Origin of the sequence: Frigidibacter sp. SD6-1 (assembly GCF_030143255.1) — a bacterium.
Taxonomy (GTDB): Bacteria; Pseudomonadota; Alphaproteobacteria; order Rhodobacterales; family Rhodobacteraceae; genus TMP-24.
This window is the reverse complement of the sequence record NZ_JARJNR010000008.1, coordinates 104,910-128,126: the sequence shown is the minus strand read 5'-3', so window position 1 is coordinate 128,126 and position 23,217 is coordinate 104,910. Positions and strand designations below refer to the sequence as shown.

The 23,217-nt window shown below is 64.9% G+C and carries 23 protein-coding genes; 10 read left to right on the top strand and 13 right to left on the bottom strand.

Translation table 11 applies throughout. The features are described 5' to 3' along the window. Positions 1 to 12: 12 nt before the first annotated feature. From P0645_RS15640 to P0645_RS15630, 3 genes are read right to left on the bottom strand one after another with little or no spacing between them, the layout of a single operon-like run. Positions 13 to 1,191: a dipeptidase gene (locus P0645_RS15640; RefSeq protein ID WP_284165517.1), complete on the bottom strand. Its 1,179-nt coding sequence runs from the start codon at positions 1,189 to 1,191 to the stop codon at positions 13 to 15. Between the two features lie 8 nt (positions 1,192 to 1,199). Further along, positions 1,200 to 1,670 carry a GNAT family N-acetyltransferase gene (locus P0645_RS15635; RefSeq protein ID WP_284165516.1) on the bottom strand — a complete coding sequence of 157 codons (471 nt, stop codon included), beginning with the start codon at positions 1,668 to 1,670 and terminating at the stop codon, positions 1,200 to 1,202. Next, the gene (locus tag P0645_RS15630; RefSeq protein WP_284165515.1) at positions 1,667 to 3,496 is read right to left on the bottom strand and encodes a M3 family oligoendopeptidase; all 1,830 of its coding nucleotides are present in this window, start codon (positions 3,494 to 3,496) and stop codon (positions 1,667 to 1,669) included. Before P0645_RS15630 ends, P0645_RS15635 begins: the two co-directional genes overlap by 4 nt. A 210-nt stretch (positions 3,497 to 3,706) precedes the next feature. Between P0645_RS15630 and P0645_RS15625 the strand changes: the two genes are divergently transcribed. From P0645_RS15625 to P0645_RS15605, 5 genes are all read left to right on the top strand, one after another. Further along, positions 3,707 to 4,564, top strand: a complete 858-nt coding sequence (locus P0645_RS15625; RefSeq protein ID WP_284165514.1) for a DUF2189 domain-containing protein — start codon at positions 3,707 to 3,709, stop codon at positions 4,562 to 4,564. 138 nt (positions 4,565 to 4,702) lie between these two features. Then, the gene (locus P0645_RS15620; RefSeq protein ID WP_284165513.1) at positions 4,703 to 6,118 is read left to right on the top strand and encodes a circularly permuted type 2 ATP-grasp protein; all 1,416 of its coding nucleotides are present in this window, start codon (positions 4,703 to 4,705) and stop codon (positions 6,116 to 6,118) included. Between the two features lie 4 nt (positions 6,119 to 6,122). Further along, positions 6,123 to 7,079, top strand: coding sequence for an alpha-E domain-containing protein (locus P0645_RS15615; RefSeq protein WP_284165512.1), 957 nt, complete (start codon positions 6,123 to 6,125; stop codon positions 7,077 to 7,079). Further along, positions 7,076 to 7,888: a transglutaminase family protein gene (locus P0645_RS15610; RefSeq protein WP_284165511.1), complete on the top strand. Its 813-nt coding sequence runs from the start codon at positions 7,076 to 7,078 to the stop codon at positions 7,886 to 7,888. The genes P0645_RS15615 and P0645_RS15610 overlap by 4 nt, the downstream gene beginning before the upstream one ends. A gap of 32 nt (positions 7,889 to 7,920) precedes the next feature. Then, positions 7,921 to 8,670, top strand: a complete 750-nt coding sequence (locus P0645_RS15605; protein WP_284165510.1) for a proteasome-type protease — start codon at positions 7,921 to 7,923, stop codon at positions 8,668 to 8,670. On the opposite strand, the gene P0645_RS15600 is transcribed toward P0645_RS15605, so the two are convergent. The 3 genes from P0645_RS15600 to P0645_RS15590 all read right to left on the bottom strand — a co-directional run bounded on the left by P0645_RS15600 (position 8,649) and on the right by P0645_RS15590 (position 10,831). Next, positions 8,649 to 9,254: a hypothetical protein gene (locus tag P0645_RS15600; protein WP_284165509.1), complete on the bottom strand. Its 606-nt coding sequence runs from the start codon at positions 9,252 to 9,254 to the stop codon at positions 8,649 to 8,651. The two genes, P0645_RS15605 and P0645_RS15600, sit on opposite strands and share 22 nt — an antisense overlap. Positions 9,255 to 9,596: 342 nt before the next feature. Continuing rightward, positions 9,597 to 10,547, bottom strand: coding sequence for an alpha/beta fold hydrolase (locus P0645_RS15595; RefSeq protein ID WP_284165508.1), 951 nt, complete (start codon positions 10,545 to 10,547; stop codon positions 9,597 to 9,599). After that, positions 10,544 to 10,831 carry an SCP2 sterol-binding domain-containing protein gene (locus P0645_RS15590; protein ID WP_284165507.1) on the bottom strand — a complete coding sequence of 96 codons (288 nt, stop codon included), beginning with the start codon at positions 10,829 to 10,831 and terminating at the stop codon, positions 10,544 to 10,546. Before P0645_RS15590 ends, P0645_RS15595 begins: the two co-directional genes overlap by 4 nt. 68 nt (positions 10,832 to 10,899) lie before the next feature. Between P0645_RS15590 and P0645_RS15585 the strand changes: the two genes are divergently transcribed. From P0645_RS15585 to P0645_RS15565, 5 genes are all read left to right on the top strand, one after another. Then, positions 10,900 to 11,481: a tetratricopeptide repeat protein gene (locus tag P0645_RS15585; protein ID WP_349775092.1), complete on the top strand. Its 582-nt coding sequence runs from the start codon at positions 10,900 to 10,902 to the stop codon at positions 11,479 to 11,481. A 23-nt stretch (positions 11,482 to 11,504) separates the two neighbouring features. Beyond that, positions 11,505 to 14,345, top strand: coding sequence for a helicase-related protein (locus tag P0645_RS15580; protein WP_284165542.1), 2,841 nt, complete (start codon positions 11,505 to 11,507; stop codon positions 14,343 to 14,345). Between the two features lie 5 nt (positions 14,346 to 14,350). Further along, positions 14,351 to 14,647: an RNA-binding S4 domain-containing protein gene (locus P0645_RS15575; protein ID WP_284165506.1), complete on the top strand. Its 297-nt coding sequence runs from the start codon at positions 14,351 to 14,353 to the stop codon at positions 14,645 to 14,647. Positions 14,648 to 14,771: 124 nt separating this feature from the next. Continuing rightward, positions 14,772 to 15,110: a ferredoxin FdxA gene (fdxA, locus tag P0645_RS15570; protein WP_267632331.1), complete on the top strand. Its 339-nt coding sequence runs from the start codon at positions 14,772 to 14,774 to the stop codon at positions 15,108 to 15,110. 304 nt (positions 15,111 to 15,414) lie between these two features. Next, a complete protein-coding gene (locus P0645_RS15565) occupies positions 15,415 to 15,924 on the top strand; it encodes a CarD family transcriptional regulator (RefSeq protein WP_284165505.1) in 510 nt (169 codons plus the stop codon). 68 nt (positions 15,925 to 15,992) lie between these two features. Here the strand turns inward: P0645_RS15565 and P0645_RS15560 are convergent, their stop codons facing one another. The 7 genes from P0645_RS15560 to P0645_RS15530 form a co-directional block, all read right to left on the bottom strand. Beyond that, positions 15,993 to 16,334: a hypothetical protein gene (locus P0645_RS15560; protein WP_284165504.1), complete on the bottom strand. Its 342-nt coding sequence runs from the start codon at positions 16,332 to 16,334 to the stop codon at positions 15,993 to 15,995. Positions 16,335 to 16,340: 6 nt separating this feature from the next. Further along, on the bottom strand, positions 16,341 to 16,715 hold the full coding sequence (locus tag P0645_RS15555) for an endonuclease domain-containing protein (RefSeq protein ID WP_284165503.1): 375 nt from the start codon (positions 16,713 to 16,715) through the stop codon (positions 16,341 to 16,343). Between the two features lie 198 nt (positions 16,716 to 16,913). Then, complete coding sequence (locus P0645_RS15550) at positions 16,914 to 18,854, bottom strand: AAA family ATPase (RefSeq protein ID WP_284165502.1); 1,941 nt, start codon at positions 18,852 to 18,854, stop codon at positions 16,914 to 16,916. 37 nt (positions 18,855 to 18,891) lie between these two features. After that, positions 18,892 to 20,457 carry a DUF8728 domain-containing protein gene (locus P0645_RS15545; protein WP_284165501.1) on the bottom strand — a complete coding sequence of 522 codons (1,566 nt, stop codon included), beginning with the start codon at positions 20,455 to 20,457 and terminating at the stop codon, positions 18,892 to 18,894. After that, the gene (locus P0645_RS15540; protein ID WP_284165500.1) at positions 20,450 to 21,571 is read right to left on the bottom strand and encodes a hypothetical protein; all 1,122 of its coding nucleotides are present in this window, start codon (positions 21,569 to 21,571) and stop codon (positions 20,450 to 20,452) included. Before P0645_RS15540 ends, P0645_RS15545 begins: the two co-directional genes overlap by 8 nt. Before the next feature lie 3 nt (positions 21,572 to 21,574). Beyond that, positions 21,575 to 22,645: a coiled-coil domain-containing protein gene (locus P0645_RS15535; RefSeq protein WP_284165499.1), complete on the bottom strand. Its 1,071-nt coding sequence runs from the start codon at positions 22,643 to 22,645 to the stop codon at positions 21,575 to 21,577. Positions 22,646 to 22,762: 117 nt separating this feature from the next. After that, positions 22,763 to 23,182 (bottom strand): MarR family winged helix-turn-helix transcriptional regulator, encoded by a 420-nt coding sequence (locus tag P0645_RS15530; protein ID WP_284165498.1) that lies wholly within the window; start codon positions 23,180 to 23,182, stop codon positions 22,763 to 22,765. Positions 23,183 to 23,217: the final 35 nt, after the last annotated feature.

The window sequence follows — 23,217 nt, the reverse complement described above, 5'->3', positions numbered from 1 at the left end:
CCGGCCCCGCGCTCAGCCCTCCGGCAGGGCATTCCTGAGGAAGGCGACCATATTGCCGCCCATCACCTTGGCGATGGTCGTCTCGTCAAGCCCCGAGTCCATCAGGGCCTGTGTCACTGCGGCGAGTTCCGACGTGTCGAAGGCCGTCGTCACCGACCCGTCGAAATCGGAGCCGAGCGAGACATGGTCTGCGCCCACCAGATCGACCGCCGCGACAATGGCCGAGGCGACGCCCTTGGGCGAGGGATCGCAGATCACGTCCGGCCAGTAGCCGATGCCGATCAGCCCGCCCTCATCGGCGATTGCCTTCATCAGATCGTCGGGGAAATTCCGCACCGTCTGACAATGGGAATAGATGCCGGTATGGCTGACCACGACCGGGACATCGACCATGGCCAAGACCTCGCGCGCCATCCTGGGCGAGGCATGCGCCAGATCGATGATCATCTTCTTCTCGACCATCCTCTTCACGACCTCGCGCCCGAAGTCGGTCAGACCCTCGGTTTCGCCTGCCTGTCCATGCAGCGAGGCGCCAAGCTCGTTATCGAAGAAATGCGTGAGCCCCATCAACCGGAAGCCCGCCTCATAGAGCTTGTCGAGGTTGGCGATGTCGCCGGACAGGGCATGCCCGCCCTCGGCGCCAAGGATGCCGCCGACGGTCTTGGCCCCCTTGGCACGCGCAGCGAGAAGCGCGTCGAGATCGCCGCGGGTGCGGATGATCGTCAGCATCTCCGGCGCCTTTTCGGCGGCGAGCGCCAGTTGCCGCGCCTGTTCCAGCGCCCGGTAGGTCAGGTTCTTCCAGGCGCTGAGCGGGCGGAGCTGCCCGATGAAGAGAAGCGTGATATCGTCGCGCGCCTGAGCCGAATTTTCCTCGTAATTGAGGCCCGAGGGGCTTTTCGTCACGGTCGTGAAGACCTGCAGCGCCACATTGCCGTCGATCAGCCGGGGCAGGTCCATCTGGCCCCGGTCCCAGCGCTGGGTCAGGTCGCGGTCCCACAGGAGCGGGTCGGCATGCCAGTCGCCGATGATCAGCTTTTCATGCAAGGCCTGCGCCGCGGGGCTCACCGGCCAGGGGTCGTGGGCCAGAACCGGGTTCTGCCCCTCGTCGACGATGCCGGGGCCGAGGGTAAAGAAGCCAAGAAGGCCGATGACGATCAGGAAGGCGATCAGCTTGACGATGAAACGGCGCATGGGGGATCTCACATGAGGGGCAGGCGCAGGATATGCTGAGGTCCGGCCGCGCCGCCATGATAGATTTCACCCGTATCGACCCAGCCGCCTGCGAGATAGATGTGGCGTGCCGCGGGATTGCGGCAATTCACCGTGAGCGCGATCGACGCAGCAGCGGGAAGCGCCTTGCGCAGATAGGCGGGAAGGGCGGCCATCGCCGCCTTGCCATATCCCAAGCCCTGATACTGGCCGCCGATCAGCATACCGCGCAACCCCGGCTCGGCCGGGTGGGCGAATGCGTGACGTTCCGCATAGGCCAGATCGGTCTTGAACAGGCCGATCACCCGCCCGTCGGCCCGGATCGCGTGCAGGCCGACGTCGGAGCTCAGATCGCCAAGCAACTTGTCGAGCGTTCCGACGAATTGTTGCTGATCGGGCGGCACCTCAAGATGTGCGGCGTCGCTCAGCCGGTCGGCCGGCAGGGGCGAGAGAGTGATCACGCCTCCATCGCCTCCAGCTCGTCAATCATGGCGGCGATCATGGAAAGGCCCTTGTCCCAGAATGTCGGGTCCGTGGCGTCCAGGCCGAAGGGCGCGAGCAGGTCCTTGTGGTGTTTCGATCCGCCCGCCTTCAGCATGTCGAAATACTTTGCCTCGAACCCGTCGGGCGCGGCCTCGTAGGCGGCATAGAGCGCGTTCACCAGACTGTCGCCGAAGGCATAGGCATAGACGTAGAAGGGCGAATGGATGAAGTGCGGGATATAGGCCCAGAAGGTCTCGTAGCCGTCCATGAATTCGAAGACGGGCCCGAGGCTTTCGCCCTGTACACTCATCCAGAGCGCGTTGATGTCTTCGGGCGTCAGTTCGCCTTCAGCGCGGGCGGCGTGCAGCTTGCATTCGAAATCGTAGAAGGCGATCTGGCGGACGACGGTATTGATCATGTCCTCGACCTTGCCCGCGAGCAGGGTCTTGCGTTCCACCTTGTCCTTGGCATTCGCCAGAAGCGCGCGGAAGGTCAGCATCTCGCCGAAGACCGAGGCGGTTTCGGCGAGAGTGAGCGGCGTGTTGGCGAGGATCTCGCCCTGCGGTGCGGCCAGCACCTGATGGACGCCGTGGCCCAGTTCATGGGCCAGCGTCATCACGTCGCGCGGTTTGCCGAGATAGTTCAGCATCACATAGGGGTGGGCGTCGGTCACCGTCGGATGGGCGAAGGCGCCTGGCGCCTTGCCGGGCTTCACGCCCGCGTCGATCCAGCCCTTGTCGAAGAAGGGCTTGAGCAGTTCGGCGAGGTCGGGCGAGAAGGCGCGGTAGGCCTCGGTCACGGTCTTGCGCGCCTCGTCCCAGCCGATGGTGCGGACCTCCTCGGTCGGCAGGGGGGCGTTCCGGTCCCAGACCTGCAGCTTGTCGAGGCCCATCCATTTCGCTTTCAGCGCATAATAGCGGTGCGACAGGCGCGGATAGGCGGCGACAACGGCATTGCGAAGTGCCTGGACCACCTCGGGTTCGACATGGTTCGACAGATGCCGCGCAGCCTGCGGCGACGGCATCTTGCGCCAGCGGTCCTCGACCGCCTTTTCCTTGGCCAGCGTGTTGTGAACGCGGGCGAAGAGCTTGATGTTCTTGCCGAAAACGGCAGCAAGCGCGCGGGAAGCCGCCTCGCGCCTCGCGCGGTCCTGTTCGGAGAGGAGGTTGAGCGTCGCCTCAAGGCTCAGGGGTTCCGCCTCGCCCGCGACCTCGAAGGTCAGGCCCGCCATCGTCTCGTCGAACAGCTTGTTCCAGGCCGAGGCGCCGACGACCGACTGGTCGTGCAGGAACCGTTCGAGCTCGTCCGACAGCTGGTGCGGCCGCATGGCGCGCATCCGGTCGAAGGCGGGCTTGTAGCGGGCGATCTCCGGCCCGGCCGTGAATGTCGCCTCATAGGACGCGTCCTCGATCCGGTTGAATTCGAGGCTGAAGAAGACAAGCGGCGTGGTGAAGCTGGTGATCCGGTCCTGGCAGTCGGACATGAATTTCGCCCGGCCTGCATCCATTGTGTTCTGGTAATAGCGTAGGCCCGCGTAAGACATCACGCGGCCGCTGACCTGTTCGATCCGCTCGTAGCGGCGGATGCAGGCGAGCATGGCGGCGGGATCAAGTGCGGCAAGCTTGCCCTCATGATCCGCAGCGAAGGCCGCGCATTCGCGCTCAAGCCAATTCATATCGCGCGTGAGTTCCGGCGCGTCCTCGGCCGTGTAAAGGTCCGAGAGGTCCCAGACGGGCAGGGGGCCGAGCGCGCCGCCCGCGGTTGCATTCGCGTCGAAGACGGGGCGGGGCAGGGCGATGGGCATCGGTGGGTCCTTTCCTTTGTCGGACGTTAGATAGGCAGCCGGGCGCCAGAAAGACAAGTCTGCGGCACAGGGTTGCGGGAAAGTGAAGGCGGGGTGAGCGCATTCGTGCTAGACTGGCTGTACGGAGGCCTGAGGCAGGCCGCACTTCCGGTCGCCCGAGGGCCGCCCGTGATGAACGGACGGCAGCACAAAGCGCGAGGGAGGCGTTCCATGGTATCGACGATCGGCAATCCGCTCTCCTGGGGGGCGAAGAACATCGGCAAGGCGGGCCGCGAGGTGGCGCATGCCGCCCAGCACGCGGTCGAGGGCGAGGTACGCGAACTGCCCGAGGTGCGAGCGATCACCTACGGTGACATTCGCGCGGCGCTGAAGGCGGGGTTGGACGATTTCCTGCATTTCCGCAGTGATGTCATCATGGCCTGCCTGCTCTATCCGGTCATTGGCCTGTGCCTGATGGGCTTTGCCTTCAACAAGGGCGTGCTGCCGCTTCTGTTCCCGACCCTGTCGGGCTTTGCGCTGGTCGGACCGGTTGCGGCACTTGGGCTTTACGAGCTCAGCCGCAGGCGCGAACGCGGCGAGAGCGCGGTCTGGGCCGATACGCTGAATGTGCTGAGGGCGCCGGGCTTCGGCGGCATCCTCCTGCTCGCGCTCGGTCTCGGCTGCTGGTATTTCCTCTGGATCGTCAGCGCCTGGTTCGTCCATGAGTTCACCATGGGCGGCGCGGCCTATCCCGATGCGATGAGCTTTCTTTCCGCCGTGTTCGGCACGTCGGGCGGCTGGATGATGATCATCATCGGCATCCCGCTCGGCTTTCTCTTCGCGCTGGTGGCGCTGGCCTTCTCGGTTCTGTCCTTTCCGATCCTGGTCGACCGCGATGTCGGCCTCGCGCGGGCCGTTGCGGCCTCGATCCGTCTGATGCAGCTCAGCCCCGGCCCGGTGCTGGCCTGGGGCGCGGTGGTGGTCGCGGGGCTGGTGATCGGCGCCGTGCCGCTGCTTCTGGGGCTTGCGGTGACCCTGCCGATTCTCGGCCATGCCACCTGGCATCTCTATCGGCGCGCGGTCCGTTGAGCCTCAAGCCGCCTATTTGGTCAGTTTTTCAGGCAGATTGTCCGGAGAACCGGTCAGTCTGCCCGTTTACCATCCGCGGCTTTGCCGCCCATACTTCCACGACCGGCGGGTGGCTATGCCGGTTCGGGGGGGCGGGTGATGGCAGTCAGCTATTTCAACGAAATGTTCGAGGGCGGTCGCGTGCGTGCGCCCTATGCGCGGCTGGAAGACTGGGTCGCAGCGATGCCGCCCGAATTCCGCAGCATGAAGCAGGAGGAGGCCGAGGCGCTTTTCCGCCGGATCGGCATCACCTTCGCGGTCTATGGCGAGGGTGGCGATCCCGACCGGCTGATCCCGTTCGACATGTTCCCGCGCGTCTTCACTCAAGCCGAATGGCGGCGGCTGGAAAAGGGCATTAAGCAACGCGCCCGCGCTCTCAACGCCTTTCTGGTCGATGTCTACGGGCGCGGCGAGATCGTGAAGGCGGGCCGCATCCCGCAGCATCTGGTCTATGGCAACGAGGCCTATGAAAAGGCGGTGGCGGGATTTACCCCGTCTAAGGGCGTCTACAGCCATATCGTCGGCATCGATATCGTGCGCACCGGGCCGGACGATTTCTACGTGCTGGAGGACAATTGCCGCACGCCGTCGGGCGTCAGCTATATGCTGGAAAACCGCGAAATCATGATGCGGATGTTTCCCACGCTGTTCCGGGAAAACCGCATCGAACCGATCGACAATTATTCCGAGGTCCTGCGCCGTACGCTTGCCTCGGTCGCGCCGAAGAAATGCGACCACGAGCCCACCGTGGTGATCCTGACGCCCGGCCATTTCAATTCGGCCTATTACGAGCATTCCTTCCTCGCCGACCTGATGGGGGTGGAACTCGTCGAGGCGGTCGATCTCTTCGTCGAGGCGGGCTTCGTCTGGATGCGGACCACGGAAGGCCCGCGCAAGGTCGATGTGATCTACCGGCGGATCGACGATGCTTTCCTCGATCCTTTGTGTTTCCGGCCCGATTCCATGCTCGGCGTGCCGGGGCTGATGGATGTCTACCGCTCGGGCGGCGTCACCATCGCATCCGCCCCCGGCGCGGGCGTGGCCGATGACAAGGCGGTCTATACGTTCGTGCCGGAAATGGTGCGCTTCTACTTAGGCGAAGAGCCGATCCTGCAGAATGTGCCCACCTGGCAATGCGGGCGGAACGAGGATCTGAACTATGTGCTCGACCATCTGCCGGAGCTGGTGGTGAAAGAGGTCCATGGCTCGGGAGGCTACGGCATGCTCGTCGGCCCGAAGGCCACGAAAGAGCAGATCGAGACGTTTCGCAGCAAGCTCGCCTCGGATCCGGCCGGCTATATCGCCCAGCCGACGCTCGCCCTCTCGACGACGCCCACTTTCGTCGAGGAAGGCGTGGCGCCTCGCCATGTCGACCTCAGGCCCTATTGCCTCGTGGGCGAGCAGATCGAGCTGGTGCCCGGCGGGCTGACGCGGGTCGCGCTGACCGAAGGCTCGCTTGTCGTGAACTCGTCGCAGGGCGGCGGGGTCAAGGATACCTGGGTTCTGGCGGAGTGAGATCATGCTGAGTAGGACCGCCGAAAACCTCTTCTGGATGGGCCGCTATATGGAGCGGGCCGAAATGACCGCGCGGCTTCTCGACGTGGGCTCGCGCATCACGCTTCTGCCCTCGTCCGCGGGGCAGGGCTTCCGCGACGACTGGGATTCGCTTCTGCAGGCCTCTGGCACCGCCGAGGGGTTCCGCGCCAAATACGGTGAGCCGGTCCAGCGCAATATCGAAAGCTATCTCTTCTTCGACCGCGACAACCCCTCCTCGGTCGCTTCCTGCATCGAGCGGGCACGCGAGAACGGCCGGATCGTCAGGACGGCGCTGACAAGCCAGGTCTGGGATGCGCTGAACACTGCCTTTCAGGAACTCAGGCAGCTGGAACGGACCGAGCGGGGCAGTCTGGAGCTGAGCCGGCTGACCGAATGGACGACGCGCCATACGTCGATGCTGCGGGGCGCGATCGCCGCGACGAAGCTGCGCGACGACGGCTATCATTTCCTCGGGCTCGGGTCGCATATCGAGCGTGCCGACAATACCGCGCGGCTTCTCGACGTGAAATATTACGTGCTGCTGCCCAAGGCCGATTATGTGGGCTCGGGCCTCGATACCCATCAATGGATGACGCTTCTCAGGGCGCTGTCGGCGCAACGCGCCTTCCACTGGGCCTATGGCGGCGAGATCACGGCGGCGAAGGTCGTGCATTTCCTGATCCTCAACCGCCGGATGCCGCGTTCGCTTTACACTTCGCTGACCGGCGCGCATGAGAATCTCAATGCCCTGGCCGAGGAATATCAGCGCCGGACACCCGCCCAGACCCGGGCCGCAACGCTGATGCAGGATTTCTCGCAACTGACGGTCGAAGAGGTCTTCGACGAGGGCCTGCATGAATTCCTCGCCCGGTTCGTCGGCGAGATGGCGGCGCTCGCCAGCCTCGTCCAGGATCAGTATCTGAGCGGAGAGGCGAGATGATCCTGACCGTTTCCCATGTGACGACCTATCATTATGCCGCGCCCGTGCGCGGCGCGGTGCAAAGCCTGCGCCTGACGCCCTCGCGCACCGACGGGCAGCGCACGGCAAGCTGGATGCTTCAGGTCGAGGGCGGCACCAAGGGCGGTTCGTTCCGCGACGGGGCGGGCGACTGGATCGAAAGCTGGTCGGTGCGCGGCCCGATCACCGAACTGAGGGTCCGCGTCGAGGGAACGGTCGAGACGACCGACATGGCGGGCATCCTGCGCGGCCACCGTGAAAATGTCTCGCCCTCGGCCTATCTGCGCGAGACCGAGCCCACCGTGGCGGATGCGGCGCTGCTGACGCTGGCGCGCGATGCGGCGGACGGGGCGAGCGGCGGGCTCGACCTTGCGCACCGCCTGTCGACCGCCGTGTCTGACCGGATCGCGTACCGCCCCGGCGCCACGTCCGCCCGTACGACCGCGGCCGAGGCGCTGGCGCTTGGCGAAGGCGTCTGCCAGGACCATGCCCATGCGCTGATCACGATGGCGCGCGCGCAGGGGCTGCCCGCGCGCTATGCCTCGGGCTATCTCTTCGCCGACGCCTCCGGCGCGGCGCACGAGGCCGCGCATGCCTGGGCGGAAATCTGGGTCGACGGGCTGGGCTGGATCGGCTTTGACCCTGCAAACCGCTGCTGCCCGGACGACCGCTATATCCGGCTTGGCTCGGGCTCTGACGCCCGGGACGCTGCCCCGATCCGCGGCGTTGCCGTCGGCGCGGCAACGGAAAGCCTGAATGTTGAGGTTGCGGTAAGGGCGCAGCAGCAATAATCAGGCCGGGTGCGCAACAGCCGGGAATAATCATGACCTATTGCGTTGGCCTTCTTCTGAACGACGGCATGGTGCTTTTGTCGGACACGCGCACCAATGCGGGGCTCGACAATATCGCGACCTACCGCAAGATGTTCACCTTCGAGGTGCCGGGCGAGCGGGTCATCGTGGTGATGACGGCGGGGAGCCTGTCGGTCACCCAGACCACGATTGCCGAACTGCGCGAGGCGATCGAGGATGACGCGGCGACGGCGGAGACCTCGATCCTTCTGGCGCCCACGATGCTGAAGGTGGCCGAGATCATCGGCAACACGCTGGCGCGGGTGCGTGGCGTCGTGGACGAGAAGATGGCCTCGATGCGGCAAGGCGCCTCGGCCTCGCTGATCGTCGCGGGGCAGCGGAAGGACGGGGCGATGCGGCTCTTTCTCATCTACCCCGAGGGGAATTTCATCGAGGCGACCGAGGATACGCCGTTCCTGCAGATCGGCGAGCACAAATACGGCAAGCCGATCCTCGACCGGGTGGTCCGGCCCGAGACCTCGCTCGCTGACGGGCAGAAGGCGGTGCTTCTGTCGATGGACTCGACCCTCAGGTCGAACCTGTCGGTCGGCATGCCGCTCGACCTCGCCGTCATTGCGCGCGATGGACTCAAAGTCACGGTCGAACGCCGGATCGAGGCGGGCGACCAGGATTTCCGCGCGATGAGCGAGGCCTGGTCCGAGGCGCTCAGGACGAGCTTCCAGACGGTACCCCTGGACGGTCAGCGTGCCAAATCATCGTGACCGTGACTGGGCACGAGGGGCGCCGACCGCGCAAAATGTACTGGTTCAACACCTTCCGTGAAGAAAATGTCCCGGTTGGTTGACGCATCCCAGGCAACTTCGAAGCTTAGAACCGCAAGACATCCGTCGTAGGTGACTTCCTTCAGCGGGCCGCTCAGAACCGTGATACTGCTGCAACGGACAAGCGGCCAAATGTCATCGCGCCGGTTGGCTGTCTTCGGCCTGAAGAAGCGCGCGGGATGGCGGTTCTCATAGTCAAGCAGGGCCTGGATATCGGGAAAATGGCTTTCGCGTTCCAGGTAGGACTGTTGGCAGTCCAGGAACATCGCCCGCGCGATCGAGGCGCGCGTGCCGCGGGGAAACAGGGCTCTCGAAGCCTTTGAGCGACCGAGTTCATGAAGTTGGCACAGATTTCCCAGGACATTTCTGACCTTGTTCAAGGTCAATTGATTGTCGAAGTGAATGAACAGATCGAAGGTCCGCTCCTTCAGGAACGCGACCGGCAGGTCGGTAACCGTGTGAAATACGCCGGTCGTCGACGTCGCCGCCTTGTTGAGCTTTTGGAAAACTCGCTCAATATGCACACCTACCCCCGAATACTCTTATGCGACCGTTAAACTACCGCGTCTTACTTCGCTGTTAATGTGGCGCATTTTTGACCTAAATATGCTAATGATTGCGCATTGCCGCCCTGCATTTGGTTGTCAGGAGGCTGTCTTCGCTGCCCGGGCAGGGCTCTTGGAGTGCAACAAAGGGGCCTGAGGCCTACTGGCTCTGGCCTGATATCTACTCCCGCGCACAATTCTACGGATCAATTGACGTAAGGGAAGGGATAGTGCCGAACGAGGGGCAGCGATTGTGTCGATCTGTACGACTGGCGCATGGCGAAACATGGCGCCGCCGTGGCAACCTCTCCTCGAAGGGCCTCAGCGGTTCCGGTCGAACAGCGCCGCCGCCGCATCGTAGAAATGCGTGCGGATCGCGGGTGTTTCCATCATCACCTCATGCTCGGCGCCCTCGATCAGGTCGAGTTTGCCCCCCAGCCATTTCGCCATCACCCGATGGACCGGGCCGGTATCGACGATGCGCTCGCGCGAGCCGAGCGCGGTGAGGCAGGGATAGGTGGGCGCGCGGAGGCGACGCAGCGACAGGCATTCGCGCAGGGCCTCGTTCAGCCAGTGAAGCGACGGGCCGCCAAGTGCCAGTTCGGGATGCGCGCCGAGCTGGCGTTGCATGAAGGCATACATGTCGGGATCGGTCGTCAGCACATTGTCGTCGTAGGGTGCCTCGGCGACATAGCTCAGGGGCGAGGTGCCGGGCGCGTAGCTATGTCCGAAACCCGCCGGGCGGCTGAGGGTTGACAGCGCCCAGGCGGCGGGCCTGAGGCCGGGGTGGATACGGATCCCCCACATCGGCGCCGAGAAGGCGGCGGCGCGCACCGGCAGGTGTTCGTGCAGCGCGCGCAGGCCGATGGCGCCCCCCATCGAATGGGCGACAAGGAAGAAAGGTTCCGGCAACCTTTCCGCCCGCGCCTCGGTCAGAAGTGCCGCGACATCGTGCTGGTAGTCGCGGAAGCGGCCGACATGGCCGGTCATCCGGTCAGGCAATAGCCGGTCGGCGAGCCCCTGGCCACGCCAGTCGATCGTTGCCATGGCGAAGCCACGCCGCCTGAATTCCCCGGCGGCGGGACCGTATTTCTCGATATATTCGGTGCGGCCGGGAAAGAGGAGCACGGTACCCTTCTCGCCCGCCCGCCAGAAGGCGGCGCGGATGCGCACGCCATCGGCCGCGGTCAGCCAGCGGCAATGGACGCCGCCCGGCGCCTCGGCCACATCGGCGTGGAAGGGCGCCTCAACCGGCGTGGCTGCCGCGCTCACGACAGAGCGGAGCCGAGCTGGATCGCCAGCCCCATGTTGCCGTCGACCGACAGCTTGCCCATCATGAAGGCCGCCGTGGGATTCACGCTGCCGTCGAGAATGCCAAGGAACGTCTCGGCGCTTGCCGTCAGCGTCACGTCGGCGTCCTCGTCGCCCGCGCGCGCGCCGGTACCGTCCAGCATGATCGCGCCTTCGTCCGTGATCACGATCTTGGCCGATCCGGCGAATCCGTTGGCAAGCTTGGTGTTGAGGGTCTCGACCGCCTTGTCGATTGTTGTGCTCATGCCTCTTCCTCCGTTTGTGATGACCGCGCTCTCGCATTCCGGCGCGATTGCGCTAGATTGATGCCGTTATGCTTAGCCTGAACGCCTATCGCAAATATATCGTTGCGTCGCTTTGGGGCGCGGTCATGGCGATTTTTCTGCTGGAGTCGGCACTTGCGCAGCAGGAAAGCCACGAAGAGCAGATGAATCGCCTGTTTGCCGAACTGGCCGATCCCGACAACGAACGCTGGGAGCGGGCGCAGAATCAGATCGTCGCGGAGTGGGAAAAGTCGGGCTCGCCTGCTTTCGACCTTCTCCTGAAGCGTGGCGAAGAGGCGATGGAGGCGGGTGACTTCGAGGCCGCGATCGACCATCTGACCGCGCTGACCGATCAGGCGCCGGACTTCGCCGAAGGCTGGAATGCCCGCGCGACCGCCTTTTTCCTGACCGGGCGCTACGGCCCTTCGGTCGCGGATATCCAGCATGTGCTCGCGCTCGAGCCGCGGCATTTCGGCGCGATTTCCGGCCTCGGCCTCATCTTGCAGGAGCTTGGCCGCAAGGAGCAGGCGCTGAAGGCCTTCCGCGCGTCCCTCGCTATACATCCGCATCAGGACGGCATAAGTCAGGCGGCTGAGGCGCTGGAGCAGGAACTCTCGGGCACCGAACTTTAGGAGCGGGCCCCATGACCCTGTCCATGAACGCGCAAGCGCGGATCACCGCGGTCCTCGGACCGACCAACACCGGCAAGACCCATTATGCGATCGAGCGGATGCTGGCGCACCGCACCGGCGTCATCGGCCTGCCCCTGCGGTTGCTCGCCCGCGAGGTCTATGACCGGATCGTCGCGGCGCGCGGGCCCTCTGTGGCGGCGCTGGTGACGGGAGAGGAGCGGATCGTCGGCGAGCGTGCCCAGTACTGGGTCTGCACGGTCGAGGCGATGCCCACCGATATCGGCGCCGACTTTCTTGCGGTGGATGAAATCCAGCTCTGCGCCGATCCCGAACGCGGCCATGTCTTTACCGACCGCCTTCTGAATGCGCGCGGCCTGCATGAGACGCTGTTCCTCGGATCGGACACGATGCGCTCGGCCATCGCGGCGCTGGTGCCGAAGGTGCAGTTTCTCAGGCGCGAACGGTTCTCGGCGCTGTCCTATGCCGGGTCGAAGAAGATCAGCCGTATGCCGTCGCGCAGCGCCATCGTCAGTTTCTCGGTCGATAATCTCTATGCGATCGCCGAACTGATCCGCCGCCAGAAGGGCGGCTGCGCGGTGGTGATGGGGGCGCTCAGCCCCCGAACGCGCAACGCGCAGGTCGAACTGTACCAGAATGGCGATGTCGATTTCCTTGTCGCCACCGATGCGATCGGCATGGGGCTCAATCTCGATATCGGCCATGTCGCCTTTTCGGCCACCGCCAAGTTCGACGGGCGCCGCATCCGGGCTTTGTTCCCGCACGAACTGGCGCAGATCGCCGGGCGGGCAGGGCGGCACATGGCGCCGGGCACCTTCGGGGTGACGGGCGAGGCCTCGCCCATATCCGACGAGATCGTGGACGCCATCGAAAATCACCGTTTCTCGCCGATCCAGCGGCTGAGCTGGCGCTCGTCCGATCTCGATTTCGGTTCGGTCGACCGGCTGATCGGCGCGCTCGAGACCGCGCCCAAGGGCGAATGGCTGGTCCGGGGCCGGGATGCCGATGATCTGCTGGCCCTGAAAAGCCTTGCAGACCGGCCCGAAATCCTCAAGCGCGCACAGGCGCCGCGCGATGTGAGGCTTCTGTGGGATGTGTGCCGTATCCCCGATTTCCGGGCGATTTCCTCGAACGAACATGCCACGCTGCTGGCCCGTATCTTCGACTTCCTGCAGGGCAAGGGGCGGGTTCCCGCCGACTGGCTGGCCGAACAGATCAGGCGCATTGACCGGACCGAGGGCGATATCGATACGCTTTCCAAACGTCTGGCCTATATCCGCACCTGGACCTACGTTGCGCAGCGTGCCGGATGGGTTGATGATGAAAGCCATTGGCGGGACGAAACCCGCGCGGTAGAAGACCGCCTGTCGGATGCGCTGCATGCGCGGCTGACCCAGAGATTTGTGGACCGGCGGACGAGCGTTCTCCTCCGCCGGCTCAAGCAGAAGGAGAGCCTTGTGGCTGAGGTGAACGACAAGGGCGAAGTGACGGTCGAGGGCGAGTTTGTCGGCCGTCTGGAAGCCTTCCGCTTCCAGGGCGATGCGAGCGCCACGCCGGACGAGGGGCGCACCCTGAAACAGGCGGCTTACGAGGCGCTACGCCCCGAATTCCATCTGCGGGCCGACCGGTTCTACAACGCGCCCGATACCGAACTCGACTTCACCGATCAGGGCGGGCTGATGTGGGGCGCGCATGCCGTCGGCAAGCTCGTGAAGGGCGCCGATCCCCTGAAGCCGCAGGTCGAGGCCTTCGTCGATGAGGAAGCGGGCTTTGACGTGGCCGAGAAAGTCCGCCGCCGCTTGCAGCATTTCATCGACCGCAAGATCGCGGCGGCCTTCGAGCCCTTGATGGCCATGAGCCGTGACGAGACGCTGACAGGTCTGGCACGCGGCTTTGCCTTCCGTCTGGTCGAACAGATGGGCGTCCTGCCGCGCGAGAGCGTGGCCGACGAAGTAAAGGCGCTCGATCAGGACGCACGCGGCGCGCTGCGCAAACATGGCGTGCGCTTCGGCCAGTATACGATCTTCCTGCCCGCGCTTCTCAAACCCGCGCCGACGCGGCTGAGGCTCCTGCTCTGGTCGCTCGCGAACGATCAGGCCGAGTTCCTGACCAGCCCGCCACCGGGCCTTGTGACCATTCCGCATCTGCCCGACGTACCGAAGGGCAATTACATGCTCGCGGGCTATCACCCGGCGGGCGCGCGGGCGATCCGGATCGACATGCTGGAACGGCTGGCCGATATCCTGCGCCAGAAGGACAGCCGCGCCGGGTTCGAGGCGATCCCGGACATGCTGTCGATCACCGGCATGACGCTTGAACAATTCGCCGACCTGATGGGCGGCCTTGGCTACAAGGCCGAGAGGGGCGAGCGCGAGAAGGTCAAGGCCGAGCCGGTTGCGGCCGCCCCGGCCGAAGGCGACCAGCCGGTGAACCCGATCACCGAGGAAGAGGTCGCGATCCAGACCGTGACCGAGATGGAGGTCTTCTACACCTTCACCTGGGCACCGAAGCCGCGCCCGCGCCCGGACCGGGGGCCGCGCCGCGACCATGGCCAGCCGCGCGCCGAAGGCGATGCGCAGGTGGGCGAGCGTCGCGACCGCCGTCCGCGCCCCGAAGGCGCGCCACGCGAGAAGCGCGATGACCGGCCCCAGGGCGAGCGCGGCGAGCGCAAGGAACGGCGCGACCACAAGGGCGGCCCCGGCGGCGGCCCGAAAGGCAAGCCTGGTCGCGACCGCCGCGAGGACCAGCCCCGCCAGTTCGAGGCCAAGGCGCCGCGCCGCGAGGCCCGCATCGATCCCGACAATCCTTTCGCCGCCGCGCTCATGGGGCTGCGCGACAAGCTCTGATCGCCGTGGAGGGCCGCATCCGTCTTGATAAATGGCTCTGGCAGGCGCGGTTCCTCAAGAGCCGCAGCCTGGCGGCGGCGCTGATCGAGGCGGGGCATGTGCGGCTGAATGGCGTGCATGTGGTGAAGCCCGCGCAGGCCGTGGGCCCGGGCGATGTGCTGACCTTTGCACTGAACCGCGAGGTGCGTGTCGTCCGGGTGCTCGCCTGCGGCGCAAGGCGCGGCCCGGCGACCGAGGCGCGGACGCTCTATGCCGAGGCGGCGGGAACCGGCGGTTCGCCTGACCCTTTGCCGGGCGAATGATCTTCCGCCGCGACGGGGTTCCGACCGACATCGGTCTTTCCCGCAGGCTCCCGCCCGCTCCCTTCTTGAATGATCCCTCGTCCGGGGCTAGGTAGCAGCGACAAAAGCTTTCTGGACGCCCGCCATGACCTATGTCGTCACCGACAATTGCATCGCCTGCAAATATACCGACTGCGTGGAGGTCTGCCCGGTCGATTGTTTCTACGAAGGCGAGAACATGCTGGTCATCCATCCGGATGAATGTATCGACTGCGGTGTCTGCGAGCCCGAATGCCCCGCCGACGCGATCCGCCCCGATACGGAACCGGCGATGGAGGAATGGGTCGAGTTCAACCGGAAATATTCCGAACAATGGCCGGTGATCACCCAGCGCAAGGACCCGCTGCCCGAGGCCGAGGCCCGTGACGGCGAGACCGGCAAGCGCGAGAAATACTTCTCGGAAGCCGCCGGCAGCGGCGACTGACGAGGTTTGACCTGATTCGGCTTCCCGGCCGATCCGCCGGTGCGCAAGGCAGCGTCAGAGGCCTGCCAAGGGCCCTCGTGGCCCGGGATTTTCGCGAAAGCGGCGGTCCGCCGGTAACGTGGACCTTTTGGAACCGCCATTTTTCTGCTATATATCCGTTACAACTGGATGAGGGCACTTTGAGGGCCACCGATTGCTGCGGCAACGGCGGCCTTTTCAGCGACAAGGTTCAAACCCTGCGTGCGGCGGTTCGTCGGCGCTCGGTTTCTTTGACGGTGCAGGACAGGTACGAGGATAGGACTGAATGACGAAGGTGAAGAAATCCGACTTCCGCCCCGATGATTTCGTGGTCTATCCGGCGCATGGCGTCGGCAAGATCATGTCGATCGAGGAACAGGAAATCGCGGGCATCAAGCTCGAGCTGTTCGTGATCTCGTTCGAGAAGGACAAGATGACGCTGCGCGTGCCGACCCACAAGGCGACCGAGATCGGCATGCGCCAGCTCTCGAGCCCCGATATGGTGACGAAGGCGCTCGAGACGCTGAAAGGCAAGGCCAAGGTCAAGCGGGCCATGTGGTCGCGCCGCGCCCAGGAATATGAACAGAAGATCAACTCGGGCGACCTGATGGCGATCGCCGAAGTGGTGCGCGACCTCTTCCGCACCGACGACCAGCGCGAACAGAGCTATTCCGAGCGTCAGCTCTATGAAGCCGCGCTCGACCGCCTGACCCGCGAGATCGCCGCCGTGTCCGGCGTCGATGCGGCGGGCGCCCAGAAGAAGGTCGACGACATGCTCTTCACCCGCGCCGCCTGAGGCGAGGGGGAGCGAGGTAAAGAGGCCCGCGGGGAAATCCGCGGGCCTTTTCTTTGGTGGGTGCGGCGTCAGGCCCTCGTCCGGCGAAACCGCTCGAACACCAGGTAGGCGACCGTATAGCCCCCGACGGTGAGAACAGAGAATGCAAAATCCGCCGCACCGGCCGCCCCGAGCAGAAGGATGAATCTCTCGACGTCGGGCACACTCACTGTTTTAGGGAGAGCCGCGAAAACAGCAGGCATCGCAAAGAGGACAGCATAGGCCGCCGCCGTCGCGAAGGAAATGATCGCCCCTCGCCTGAACGCGGCCAGGTCCGAACCTCCGGCAGGCCCTTTTCCGGCTGCTTTCCAGGCTGCTATCAGTCCGACGATGCCAACAGGGGCGATGAGGACCAAAGCGAAGAGTTGCATGAGCGTCTATCCATCCTTCCCTTTTGGGGTGCCGCGCGGGCTGCTCAACTGGTCGAGCAGGACCTCCATCACCCCGCCCGGATTTACGCCCACGTCCGCATTCCAGAACCGCAGCACGGCGAAGCCCTGAGCGCGAAGCCAATCGTCGCGGATTTGATCGCGCGGCCCACCATGACCGCTGCCGTCCACCTCGATCACGAGCTTTCGGCCGAAGTCTGCGAAATCGGCGATGTAGGGGCCGATGGGCGCCTGCCGGCGGAAATTCGTGCCAAGCCGACGGTTGAGATCACGGAGCTCTGCCCAGAGGCGGCGCTCCTGCGGCGTCATGGTTGCCCGCAACGCGCGGGCTCGGGCGCGCGTATGAGCGGCGACGCGCGTCATCTCTGCGCGCCGCCCCCCGCCCCCATCCCCTCCCCACGAGGGGGAGGGGAGGCGTCGGTTCGTCCACGACAGGCTGTCCGCCAACCGTTCAAGCGCTTCCCCTCCCCTTGTGGGAGGGGAGAGGGGAGGGGGCACGCGCCAAGGTGCTGGGGAAGCTATGCGTCAGCAAGGGCTTCGTTTTCTGTCCCGGCTCTCGTTTCACCCCTTCCCCTCCAGATACCGGCGCTTCGCCTCTTCCATCCGCCGCATGTCCCGCACCGCCCCCTCGATCGCCGCCTCGTCGGACTTGTCGGCATAGCGGAATTCGCTGTCGGCGTAGCGGTTGATCTCCTGCACCACCATCTCGACGGTGATGGGCGTGCGCAGATCGGCGATCATGGCTTTCTTCGTGTCGTAATCCTTGAAGAGGAAGAGGTCGGGCTTTTCCATCCATTCGTCGGGCAGTTCGAAATCCATCGCGCGGACCTTGACCGCGTCGGTGATGTTCTTGATGGCGCGGCCGGTGAAGCGCCCGTCGGCCTCCTGGATCGCTTTCAGATAGCTGCCGAGTTTCGCCAGCGTGTCCAGGGGCCCGATCTTCCCGGCCACCGCCGCCCAGACCGCCTTCAGCCCGTCCTCGTGCGGCTGGGAGTGGCCCTCGAAGCTCGCGGCCACTGCCTTGCGGATTTCCTGTCCGGCATAAAGATCATGTTCCCCCACCGGGATCGCATGGTTCTTGCCAAGGAGGAGGGCGAGGATGTCGATGTAATCCTCGCGGCTTTGCGGCCCGTCCACCAAGAACCGGGCGCCCGCGCGTTGGCGCAGCGCGTCATCGACCATCTCGGGATAGTTCGAGAACATGCCGAAGGTCGCATTGCCGCGCACCACGGTGTTGGCGCCCGCGAAAGCCTCCATCAGCACGGCGGTGATCTCCTGCTGGCCCGCCGACGAGCCGCGCTCGCCGCGCTTGCCCGCCACCTGGTCGATGTCGTCGATGGTGCCAAAGCCGATGACGGCGGGGTCCATCACGCTGGTGATGAAGGCTTTCGCATTCTGCCCCGACTTGCCCTGATAGCTGTCGACATTGTCGATGGACAGGTTCTGGTAGCGGAACGGGTAACCCGCGATCTTGCAGTAATCGTTGATCATCCCCGCCATCATCTGGATGAGGGTCGTCTTGCCGGTGCCGGGCTTGCCGTCGCCCATGAAGGTGAAGATGAAGCCGCCGAGTTCCGCGAACGGGTTGAGCTTGCGGGAGAAATCATAGGCCATCAGCATCTTCGCAAGCCGCATCGCCTGATATTTGGCGATATGGTTGCCGATCACCTCCTCAGGCTTCTTGAAGGCCATGGTCAGCGTGGTGCCGCGCGCCTTGCGGGCGGGGGTGAATCCGGCGAGCGTGAAATCGTCGGCCTCGACGCGGTATTTCGCCTCGGCGAAGGGCTGGACGCGGGGGTGGGTTTCGGCCCTGAGCGCCACCTTCGCCATCAGCTGTTCGGCATAGGCGAGGACGGCAGAAACGAGAAGGTCGTCACTCTTGGCATGCAGGCCGATGATCTGGTCCAGTTCCCACAGCGCGCCGTGAAGGGCGAGGGGTGCATTGTCGGTCAGAACCTCGTCGACGCTGCCGACCTCGACCGTCTGCTCGCTGGCCTGCGGCGCCAGGAGGAAGGCGAGCGCATTGCCGAAGGTGAAAAGCACGGCAAGCGCCTCGGCGCCCAGAAGCTCGCCGAACTCGCCCTGACGGGCGGCGGGCAGGCGCGTCTCAAGGTTGGCCTTCTTCAGTTCACCAAGGCCGGTGCGGTCGGCGAAGGCAGCGCCCGCCGCGAGCGCGATCGACAAGGCCCGGCGCAGCGCATGGGTGACAGCGGCCTGTTTGGCCGATGTCAGAGGATCGTCGTCGTCGCTTTCGGCGATCCGGTCGATCAGCCGCACTCCGTCGGGTCGCGCCATCTGCCGCGTGATCATCCCCGGCGTCGTCGAGCGGAAGCGGCGGTTCATTGCCGAGATTTCGGGCGAGCGTTCCGGCGCCGCCAGCGTCAGCCGCGCCTGCGCCAGACGGGGGGCATGGTCGATCCCCATCAGCATCTCCGCTGCCGCCGCATAATGGCTGCGGATATCTTCTTCGCGCAGTTCCATCTCGCTTGCTGACTGGCTCATCGTCTCATCCTTCTCGATAGGCTTGGGGCCCCGCGTCTCAGCCGCAGGTGCGCCGGTAATAGGTGAAGATCAGCGGATAGGGCTTGTCCGGGCCGAGGGCGAACCGGCGTCGGTCATAGGCGATTTCGGCCGTGTCGCGCCGGTAGCAGCGCTGAAATTCCGCCGCGCTTGCCAGTTCGACATCGCTGAGGAACCAGCCCTCCTCGACGGGCGACCCTTCGGCGAAACCGGCGATGATGAAGTCTGGCTGCCGCGACAGGACATAGGCGCCGTCGCCCTTCGCATGGCCGGGAAAGCCCTGAAAACCGCCGGTTTGCGGATAGTCCGACCGCAGCGCGATGGTCGGGTCATTGAGGCCGAGCATGTCGATATAGACCATGTCCGGCGCGAAATAGGGGGTGGAGCCCGCCGTGTGCAGCGCAACAAGGCTGCCTGGTGGCCAACTCTCGCGGATATGCTCGGCCACGATTTCGCCGACCACTGCCGCGGGGTCGGCGGAACTCTTCGGCTGCAGGATCGCCGCGGCGAGGCTTGCGGCTGCGGCGAAGGCGGCGAGGGACAGGCGCGGTCGTGTCGCGGCATGGCCGCCGGACACCAGAAGCAGCATCGCCGTCGGGAAAGCTGCCGCCAGCAGCAGCCGCCCGGCCAGCATGTGATCGCCACCGGCCCAGAGGACGAAGAGGATCTGCACCGCGAAGGCAGCCGATGTCAGAGCAAAGGCGAACCCCGCTCCGCGCCGGATGCCGAGCAGAGCGGCTGCAGTGCCGGCAAACAGAATGGGCAGCCACGCCAGCGAGATGAGGAAGTAGCTGATGCCGTTCTGCAGGCGCAGCGTGATCGGCACGCCGGTCTTGGCATAGAAGGGCAGCGGAAAGGCGAGGTCGTAATAGGCGAACCGCACCGCCATCTGGGCGAAGGCGACCGCCGCCGGGATGCCGGTGACGAGGACGGCGAGAAGAAGGCGGCGCGACAGGGCTCCCGGCCCGGCGATCAGGGCGACAAGGCCCGCCGCCGCGATGACCGGGGCATTGTCGAGCCGCGTGAGGATCGCGAGCGAGAAGCAAAGCCCCGCCAGCGCCGCACTGCGATAGGTGCGAGGGTCAGTTGCGGCGCGGAGCAGGCAGGAAAGCCCTGCAGCCATGAGCACTGCATTCAGGACCGTTTCCAGCCCGCCCGCCGTCCAGACGGCGACGGCGGGCGTGGCCAGCAGCGAGAAGACCGCAAGGCCGCGCGCCCGCGCGGTCTCGGGCCCGGGCGCGACAAGACGTGCGGCGCGGAAGGCGACGATTGCCAGCAGCAGCGCGGCGGTCAGCGCGATGGCGAAGGCGGCCGTCGCCGGCGGCAGACCTGCGCGGATGAGGCCGCCAAGGATAACGACATGCAGGAAACTGGTGTAACCTTCGCTCCGTTCCCCGAGATTCCAGGCAAGTTCAGTATGTTGCGCGAGGTTTCTCGCGTAGATCAGGGTGATGTAGGTGTCATCCGGCATATAGAGGAAATGGCGGCCGAGCGACCAGAGGAACAGGCCGAGACCCGCGAAGAGCCCGATCCAGTCGGCGCCCAGACCAGTGCTTCGGGAGCGCGCGGGGCTGGCGTCAGTCATGCTGGATGATCCGTCCCTGCCGATTGGCCACATATTTCCGCACCGCGCGGAAGCCCGACGGGTCCTTTTCGGCCAGCGACTGGAAGACCCGTTCGGGCAGCAGCATGTTGCGGACGATCCGGCTCGCGCCCTGATCGGGGCCGCCGGTCAGCGGGTCGAGGCGGAAGACCTCGCGCTCGGCCCTGGAGAACCAGCCGTTCTCGACCTCGGTCCGTTCGCTTTCCAGCTCCTCCACCGTCCAGGCGAGCGCCCAGTCGTCGCCTTCGCTGGCCTTCGCTTCCAGAAGCACGTCGCGGATCGGGCCGGTCTGCAATGTATAGGCAGAGGAATACATCGGCCCGAGGAAGAAGCGGCGCAGCCGCTTGGGGTGCAGGTCGGGAAAATCACTGTCGAAGCCCCTGGCGATGGTCAGAAGCTTCAGCCCGCCCACCGATTGCGCCAGAAGATGGGCCTGGGCGGCGGGCCAGCGGCCTTCGTCCTTCGGCAGGGCGCGCCGCCCGCTGTCGTCGCACTCCATCAGATAGACGACCGGAACGTTCATCTGGCTGTCATAGACCGCCCAATGGAGCAGGAAACGCCGCCGACCGTTCGGCTGATCGCCGGTCCAGCGCGCCTCGGGGTGCATCTGGGCGAAGAAGAGCCCGCCCTCTGCCAGCCGCTGGAAATAAAGCCGCTGCGACATGGCATATTGCAGTTCGACCGGCGGGCGGCGTTCGGAAATGATGATCTTCACCATCTCGTCCTTCAGCCGGTCGGGGTCGGGCAGGGATTTCAGATGGGTCGCGGCCTGCGCGGCGTCGTTCGCCAGCGTGACGATCTCCTGAAAGACCGGAAAACCGCTTTCATGAAAGTCGATGGTCAGATGGCGCGCGCCGGATTTCAGCCGCCCCGACACCAGATATTTCATCGACAAGGCCTTGAAGGTCGCGGCGATGGCCGAGGCGTAGCCTTCCAGCACCTCCTGATCGAGCGCAGAAAGCCCGCCATCGCCCCGCATCGCTCCGGCAGCGCCGATCATCATTTTGGTGATGCGGTCGAACTTGCGGAAATAGCGCCGCGCGGCGAGATCGTCGTCGAGCAGCTTGTGATCGTCGGTCAGGTCCGTTTCGGGCACGGATCACCCGCCATACAGATTCTTGTCGTGCTTCTCGACGATCGCCTGGAACCGCCGGGCGAACCGCTCGTCGGCCTTGGCCTTTTCCTCCAGCACCTTGCGGGCAAAGACCATGTCGCCCTCGTGGCGTTCCAGCATGTCGGCCATCCGGTCGTTGGTGGCCGCGCCGATCGCGGCCATCGCCGCCTGCGCTTCCTTGTCGGTCTCGACCCCGATCTCGTTGATCCGGTGGGCCACGTCCTGCTGCTGGGCGGTCTTCAGCGATTTCGTCAGCGCGTCATAAAGGACCACGCGCTGCTTTGTGTCGGTCTGCAGCTTGTTGATCAGCACCATCTGGGTCGCCGCCTGGTTCTGAAGCGAATCCACCCAGGTCTTGCCGGTCTCGATATAGCGCTCCAGCGTCTGGGATTTCGCGACCTTGACCTGTTCTTCCTGCACCAGCGCATTATGCTGCTTGTTCAGTTCGGCCAGATCGCTTTCCAGCCGCGTGCGGGCGGCGGCGTCGGTTTCCACGGAAATCTTGTTCTCCAGCTCGATGATCCTGGGGTCCATCCCCTGCAGCATCGCGCGCACCTGCTCCAGCTCGCCCACGGTCGTTTCCCGGTCGGTCAACGTCTCGGTCAGGTTCTTCTCGACGCGCGCCTTGTGGTCGTTCAACGTTGCAAGCTGGTTTTCCAGAAGCTTCACGATCGTGTCGGACTTGGCGATCAGATCCTGCAGTTTCTCATCCACGCTCGCCGTGCGCAGCCGTTCCTGGCGGAGCGATTCCGATTTGGCCGAGGAGAAGATGCCGATGAAGCTTTCCCACCCGGTTTTCGACCGCATCGCGTCGAAATCCTTGGAAAAGCCTGCCGTCACATCGTCAAGCCCCATGATCAGCTCGGCGATATTGGCGTTCATCACATCGACATGCTTGTGGACATCCTCAAGCGTCGCATTGGCGATGTCGATGGCCTGACCGTTCGCGACATTGCGGCGCGCCGCGTCGATCCGCGCGGTCAGGTCGGAGATTTTCGATTGGGCCTCGGCGACCTGCTTCTGGCTTTCGAGGATCTGGGCGTTGAAGTCGGCCATGGGGCTCCCTCATGTTAAACGTATTCACAATATCGTCGGGACACGGCGCAATTCCAGACCCGTCGGGCGAAATCTTATGCCAGATGCAATCGGCCCGTCACCCGCTTTTCGTGCGGCTCAGGCGAGTTTGAGAAGGATGGCGAGCAGAGCCTGTCGCTCCTCTTCGCTCAGGGGGGCGAGGGTGCGGGCGGTGATCGCATGGGCAGCGGGCAGGGAGCGTTCGAAAAGCGCGCGGCCCGCCTCGGTCAGGCTGACAGTCAGGCGGCGGCGGTCGTCGGGATCGGCGGTGGTTTCAATAAGGCCCTGCTTTCGCAGCCGGTCGACGACACCCTTGATGGTTGCGGCATCCATGGCCGTCAAACGGCCGAGAAGGTTTTGCGACAGGGGGCCCATTTCGGCCAGTTTCGCGAGGGTCGCGAACTGGGTGGTCGTGACCTCGGGGATCGCATCGGTGAAGATCGCCAGATGGCGCTGGGTCACGCGGCGCAGCACGAACCCGATCTGGTCGTCGAGGATGTAGCTCTTTTCCGTCGCCATGGCAGGGGCATAATCGCTCGCGGTCTTGCGCGCAA

Bases quoted from the DNA above. Each gene is read 5' to 3' on its own strand.
- fdxA (WP_267632331.1), top strand. From the start codon at position 14,772: ATGACCTATGTCGTCACCGACAATTGCATCGCCTGCAAATATACCGAC.
- P0645_RS15585 (WP_349775092.1), top strand. From the start codon at position 10,900: ATGCTTAGCCTGAACGCCTATCGCAAATATATCGTTGCGTCGCTTTGG.
- P0645_RS15545 (WP_284165501.1), bottom strand. From the start codon at position 20,457: ATGACTGACGCCAGCCCCGCGCGCTCCCGAAGCACTGGTCTGGGCGCC.
- P0645_RS15550 (WP_284165502.1), bottom strand. From the start codon at position 18,854: ATGAGCCAGTCAGCAAGCGAGATGGAACTGCGCGAAGAAGATATCCGC.
- P0645_RS15605 (WP_284165510.1), top strand. From the start codon at position 7,921: ATGACCTATTGCGTTGGCCTTCTTCTGAACGACGGCATGGTGCTTTTG.
- P0645_RS15625 (WP_284165514.1), top strand. From the start codon at position 3,707: ATGGTATCGACGATCGGCAATCCGCTCTCCTGGGGGGCGAAGAACATC.
- P0645_RS15630 (WP_284165515.1), bottom strand. From the start codon at position 3,496: ATGCCCATCGCCCTGCCCCGCCCCGTCTTCGACGCGAATGCAACCGCG.
- P0645_RS15610 (WP_284165511.1), top strand. From the start codon at position 7,076: ATGATCCTGACCGTTTCCCATGTGACGACCTATCATTATGCCGCGCCC.
- P0645_RS15565 (WP_284165505.1), top strand. From the start codon at position 15,415: ATGACGAAGGTGAAGAAATCCGACTTCCGCCCCGATGATTTCGTGGTC.
- P0645_RS15535 (WP_284165499.1), bottom strand. From the start codon at position 22,645: ATGGCCGACTTCAACGCCCAGATCCTCGAAAGCCAGAAGCAGGTCGCC.
- P0645_RS15560 (WP_284165504.1), bottom strand. From the start codon at position 16,334: ATGCAACTCTTCGCTTTGGTCCTCATCGCCCCTGTTGGCATCGTCGGA.
- P0645_RS15615 (WP_284165512.1), top strand. From the start codon at position 6,123: ATGCTGAGTAGGACCGCCGAAAACCTCTTCTGGATGGGCCGCTATATG.
- P0645_RS15620 (WP_284165513.1), top strand. From the start codon at position 4,703: ATGGCAGTCAGCTATTTCAACGAAATGTTCGAGGGCGGTCGCGTGCGT.
- P0645_RS15590 (WP_284165507.1), bottom strand. From the start codon at position 10,831: ATGAGCACAACAATCGACAAGGCGGTCGAGACCCTCAACACCAAGCTT.
- P0645_RS15640 (WP_284165517.1), bottom strand. From the start codon at position 1,191: ATGCGCCGTTTCATCGTCAAGCTGATCGCCTTCCTGATCGTCATCGGC.
- P0645_RS15555 (WP_284165503.1), bottom strand. From the start codon at position 16,715: ATGACGCGCGTCGCCGCTCATACGCGCGCCCGAGCCCGCGCGTTGCGG.
- P0645_RS15580 (WP_284165542.1), top strand. From the start codon at position 11,505: ATGAACGCGCAAGCGCGGATCACCGCGGTCCTCGGACCGACCAACACC.
- P0645_RS15530 (WP_284165498.1), bottom strand. From the start codon at position 23,182: ATGGCGACGGAAAAGAGCTACATCCTCGACGACCAGATCGGGTTCGTG.